Annotated in this window: 6 protein-coding genes and 1 pseudogene; 4 read left to right on the forward strand and 3 right to left on the reverse strand. The window is 64.1% G+C overall.

From position 1 onward, the window contains the following. The 4 genes and pseudogenes from trpA to EOA60_RS19405 all read left to right on the forward strand — a co-directional run. Nucleotides 1-192: pseudogene (gene trpA, locus EOA60_RS19390) on the forward strand (tryptophan synthase subunit alpha); the annotation flags it as partial. Between the two features lie 97 nt (nucleotides 193-289). Further along, a complete protein-coding gene (accD, locus tag EOA60_RS19395) occupies nucleotides 290-1,216 on the forward strand; it encodes an acetyl-CoA carboxylase, carboxyltransferase subunit beta (RefSeq protein WP_095825505.1) in 927 nt (308 codons plus the stop codon). A 215-nt stretch (nucleotides 1,217-1,431) separates the two neighbouring features. Next, a complete protein-coding gene (locus tag EOA60_RS19400; RefSeq protein WP_128311747.1) occupies nucleotides 1,432-2,757 on the forward strand; it encodes a folylpolyglutamate synthase/dihydrofolate synthase family protein in 1,326 nt (441 codons plus the stop codon). A gap of 29 nt (nucleotides 2,758-2,786) precedes the next feature. After that, nucleotides 2,787-3,206: a VOC family protein gene (locus tag EOA60_RS19405; protein WP_095825507.1), complete on the forward strand. Its 420-nt coding sequence runs from the start codon at nucleotides 2,787-2,789 to the stop codon at nucleotides 3,204-3,206. A gap of 18 nt (nucleotides 3,207-3,224) precedes the next feature. Here the strand turns inward: EOA60_RS19405 and EOA60_RS19410 are convergent, their stop codons facing one another. From EOA60_RS19410 to EOA60_RS19420, 3 genes are all read right to left on the reverse strand, one after another. Then, a complete protein-coding gene (locus EOA60_RS19410) occupies nucleotides 3,225-3,506 on the reverse strand; it encodes a cupin domain-containing protein (RefSeq protein WP_067002933.1) in 282 nt (93 codons plus the stop codon). A gap of 130 nt (nucleotides 3,507-3,636) precedes the next feature. Beyond that, entirely contained in the window at nucleotides 3,637-3,960 is a 324-nt protein-coding gene (gene trxA / locus EOA60_RS19415) for a thioredoxin (protein WP_041000044.1), read from the reverse strand. Between the two features lie 74 nt (nucleotides 3,961-4,034). Further along, nucleotides 4,035-4,735: PD-(D/E)XK nuclease family protein (locus EOA60_RS19420; RefSeq protein WP_206628168.1), on the reverse strand; the 701-nt coding region annotated here is incomplete at its 5' end.

Genomic DNA, 4,735 nt, shown 5'->3' on the forward strand with positions numbered 1-4,735 from the left:
ACCGCCGAGCAGGCGCGTACCATCGGCGCCTCCGCCGACGGCGTCGTCGTCGGCACGGCGATTGTCAACGCGGTCGCCAATGTGCTCGGGCCCAAGGGCGAGAAGACCGCCGATCCGGCCGAAGCGGTCGCCACGCTGGTCAGCGGGCTTGCCCAGGGCGTCCGCTCGGCCCGCCTTGCTGCCGCCGAATAGTCTGACTATTTGTTTTTACGCAATTCCGGACGGAAAACCGCCGCACACTTTTCCTGGAATTGCTGGACGTCTCTTCGTCGGGACAGGAGCCGAAGCGATGAACTGGATCACCAACTACGTTCGACCGAAGATCAATTCGATGCTCGGCCGGCGCACCGACATGCCGGAAAATCTCTGGATCAAGGATCCCGAGACCGGCGAGATGATCTTCCACAAGGACCTCGAATCCAACCAGTTCGTCATCCCGTCTTCCGGCCACCATATGAAGATCTCGGCCAAGGAGCGGCTGAAATACTTCTTCGACGACGGCAGATACGAGACGCTGGAAAACCCCAAGGTCGTGCAGGATCCGCTGAAGTTCCGCGATGAGAAGCGCTACACCGATCGGCTGAAAGAGGCGAAGGCCAAGACAAGCCTCGAGGACGCGATTCTTAACGCAGTCGGCACCATCGAAGGTCTGCCGGTGGTGGTTACCGTGCAGGACTTCGCCTTCATGGGCGGCTCGCTCGGCATGGCCGCGGGCGAGGCCATCGTCCATGCCTTCGAGGTCGCTTTGCAGCGCAGGCGGCCGCTGATCCTGTTCGCCGCCTCGGGCGGCGCCCGCATGCAGGAGGGCATCCTCTCGCTGATGCAATTGCCGCGCACCACGGTCGGCGTCGACCGGCTGAAGGAAGCCGGCCTGCCCTATATCGTGGTGCTGACCAACCCCACCACCGGCGGCGTGACCGCGTCCTATGCCATGCTGGGCGACGTTCACATCGCCGAGCCCGGCGCGCTGATCGGCTTCGCCGGCCCGCGCGTCATCGAGCAGACGATCCGCGAGAAGCTCCCCGACGGCTTCCAGCGCGCCGAATATCTGATGGAACACGGCATGGTCGACATGGTGGTCTCGCGTCTGGAGATGCGCCCGACCATCGCACGATTGTTGAAGATGCTGCTCAAGACCCCAGTGGCCGAGAAGCCATTGGAGCCTGAGATCCTGCCGCCGGCGGTCGTCAACGCCGAAGCCCGGCCGCAGGCCTGACGCGACACCGTTTGCCGCCCACCGCGATGGCGCCAGCTGCGCTGCGCAGTAGCTGTTTGCGCATGATCCCTTTCCAAAACCGATCCCGGTACGGGCTCATGCGCCAGAGCAATTCCAGCAAGAGTGCGTAGCGGTTTTGCGTCCGGAATTGCACACGAACGAAAGGCATTGAAGGCGATCCTGTTCTTTCGCCGCAAATGTTCTAGGATTCCGCCATGACAACGCTCGCCGCCGATCGTGAAATCGAACATCTGATGACGCTTCATCCGAAAGGTTTCGACCTTTCGCTGGACCGCATCGCCCGCCTGCTCGAGCGTCTCGGCAACCCGCAGGACCGGCTGCCGCCGGTCATCCACATCGCCGGCACCAACGGCAAGGGCTCCTGCGCCGCCTTCTCGCGGGCGCTGCTGGAGGCGGCCGGTCATCTCGTCCACGTGCACACCTCGCCGCACCTGGTAAACTGGCACGAGCGCTACCGGCTGGCCGCCGAGGGCGGCGGCAAGCTGGTCGACGACGATGTCTTTGCCGAGGCCATCGCGCGCGTCGCCAAGGCCAATCAAGGCCAGAAGATCACCGTTTTCGAGATCCTCACCGCCGTCACCTTCATCCTGTTTTCCGAGCATCCGGCCGAGGCGGCGATCATCGAGGTCGGGCTCGGCGGCCGCTTCGATGCCACCAATGTCATTTCGCGGCCTGCCGTCTCGGTGATCATGCCGGTGTCGATGGATCACGAAGCCTATCTCGGCGACCGCGTTGAGCTGATCGCGGCCGAAAAGGCCGGCATCATGAAGCGCGGCTGCCCGGTGGTGATCGGCGCGCAGGAAAGCGAGACCGCGCTGGAGGTGCTGATCGAGACCGCCGAGCGGCTGGATTGCCCGACCGTTGTCTACGGTCAGGATTTCCTGGCCTTCGAGGAGAACGGCCGCATGGTCTATCAGGACGAGGACGGTCTGATGGCCCTGCCGCTGCCGCGCCTGCCCGGTCGGCATCAGTTCGCCAATGCCGCCGCGGCGATCGGCGCGGTCAAGGCCGCCGGCTTCGAGATAAGCCATCGGGCTGCCGAAAAAGCGATGACCAGCACCACGTGGCCGGCCCGGATGCAAAAGCTGACGCAGGGCAGGCTGGTTGAGCTTGCCCCAAAGGGCGCCGAGATCTGGCTCGACGGCGGCCACAATCCGGGCGCCGGCGTCGTCATCGCCGAAGCGCTGGCCGAGCAGGAGGAAAAGAACCCGCGCCCGCTGATCCTTATCGCCGGCATGATCAACACCAAGGACCAGACCGGCTATTTCAGCGCCTTCAAGGGGCTTGCCCGCCATGTCTACACGGTGCCGGTGAGCAAGAGCGATGCCGGGGTGCCCAATGACGAGCTCGCGCTGCGCGCCACCGAGGCCGGCCTGTCGGCCGAGCCGGTCAACTCCGTCGCCGATGCGCTTATGCTGCTGCGCGACAGCTGGGACGGTCCGGCGCCGCGCATCCTCATCGGCGGCTCGCTCTATTTCGCCGGCGCTGTGCTGGACGAGAACGGCACGCCGCCGACCTGATAGCGCCGAGGCAGTCGCGAGGAGCAATCGTGATCAAGGTGAACCAACTGGCCCATGTCTGCATCTTCGCGCATGACCTTGAGGCGACGCGCGGCTTCTACCGGGATGTGCTCGGCATGGACACGCAGTTCAACTTCCTGCGCGACAGCAAGATCTTCGGTTTCTATCTCAATTGCGGCGGCCGCAGCCATGTCGAGGTGTTCGAGAAGACCGAAGCCCGCTACAGCGAGGCGAACCAGATCAACCACTTCTGCCTGGAGGTGGAAGACATGGACGCCGCGATCACCCATATCCGGTCGCAAGCGGTCGAGGTGACGGCGAAGAAGCTCGCTTGCGACGGCACCTGGCAGGCCTGGATCAAAGACCCCAACGGCGTGAAGATCGAGCTGTTCGAATACACGGACAAAAGCGCGCAATTCATCGGCGGCGATCGCGTCGCCGATTGGTAGCGGCGCCTGCCTCGAAGGTTATTTCAGCTCGATCTCGATGAAGGCGTATTCGCCGTCATTGGCGTTGATGACATCGTGCTCGACGCCTTCCCGGCGGAAATAGGGCGCGCCTTGCTTCATCTCCGCGAAGGATTCGCCGTCCTTGGTCACCAGCTTCACCTTGCCGTCCATCAGCGGCACGATGACATAGTCGTGGCCATGGCGGTGCCAGCCGGTGTTGGCGCCCGGGGCGAAACGGTATTCGGTGACGATCACGCGCTCATTGTCGACGTGAACTGTGGCCTTGGCTGTTCCGGTCATGGGACTCTCCTTTTCTTAAGGAAAGGAGATGGCTGCCCGAAGCGTCAGGGCCAGAGCGCCGTCAGCGATGGCGCCAAGGAAAAAGCCCGGCGCAATGGCCGGGCTCGATCTTTCTGATATTCGGATTGGCTCAGGCGAGGCTGCCATTGATCCAGTGCGACAGCGCCGTCTTCGGCGCCGCACCCACCTTCATGTCGGCCACTTCGCCGCCCTTGAAGATCATCAGCGTCGGGATCGAGCGCACGCCGTACTGGGCGGCCAACTCGGGATTCTCGTCGATGTTGAGCTTGGCGACCTTCACCTTCGAGCCGAGCTCCTTGGCGATGTCTTCCAAAGCCGGGGCGATCATCTTGCACGGACCGCACCACTCGGCCCAGAAATCCACCACGACCGGCTCCTTGGCATTGAGCACATCGGCCTGGAAATTGCCCTTGTCGACCTTGACGGTGGCCATGCTGAAATCCTTTCGAAAACTCGGGTTGCACCAAATGTGGTGGCTGTGGTGGCGATGTTCAAGCAGTTCTTGTGTCACGCTCCCGTGAGTCGGGCAAGGGCACCGTCCATGGCCGCTGCCGGCAGCTCGATCAGGCGCGGCGCCTCGGTGAACAGCAGCGCGGCCGTCACCATGCGGCCCGGATAGAGCGGCTGAAGCAGCGCGCGGTAGAGCGCAAGCTGCAGGACATAGGCCGGCGGCACTTCGGCCAGGCTGGCCGGCGCCGGCCGGTTGGTCTTGTAGTCGACGATCGAGACCGTTTCCGCAGTGACCGCCAGCCTGTCGATCTTGCCGGAGATGGAGCGCAGCTTGCCCTTCACCTCCAGGCTGCCCATGATGGCGACTTCCGCCCGCGAGGACGGCGAGAACAGCGCCCCGAAGCTTCTGTCGAACAGGATGGAAAGCACGGCTTCCAGCGCGGTGTCGCGCTCTTCGGCCGGCCAGTCGGCGCCGGCGCGCGCCAGATAGCGTTCGGCCGCGCTCCGCCTCTCGTCCTCGGCGATGCCGGGCAGCATCTGCAGCAATTTGTGCAGTGCAAGCCCGCGCATCACCGCAAAGCCGGGTTCGGTTTCCGCATCGAGCACCGGCGAGCGCGTGTCGGGCAAGCTTTCCGTCGCTTCGTCGATCAGCGCCGAGGCGCCTGAAGGCGAGAGCGGCCGCGGCAAGTCCTCATAGGGTGGCAGCGGCCGGAACAGGCCGTCCGGCAGCGGCGCGGCATGATCGAACGGTATCGTCT

It is taken from the genome of Mesorhizobium sp. M1A.F.Ca.IN.020.06.1.1, from assembly GCF_004023265.1.
Classification (GTDB): domain Bacteria; phylum Pseudomonadota; class Alphaproteobacteria; order Rhizobiales; family Rhizobiaceae; genus Mesorhizobium.

Coding starts and splice junctions, on each gene's coding strand:
- EOA60_RS19400 (WP_128311747.1), top strand. CDS start 1,432: ATGACAACGCTCGCCGCCGATCGTGAAATCGAACATCTGATGACGCTT.
- EOA60_RS19410 (WP_067002933.1), bottom strand. CDS start 3,506: ATGACCGGAACAGCCAAGGCCACAGTTCACGTCGACAATGAGCGCGTG.
- accD (WP_095825505.1), top strand. CDS start 290: ATGAACTGGATCACCAACTACGTTCGACCGAAGATCAATTCGATGCTC.
- trxA (WP_041000044.1), bottom strand. CDS start 3,960: ATGGCCACCGTCAAGGTCGACAAGGGCAATTTCCAGGCCGATGTGCTC.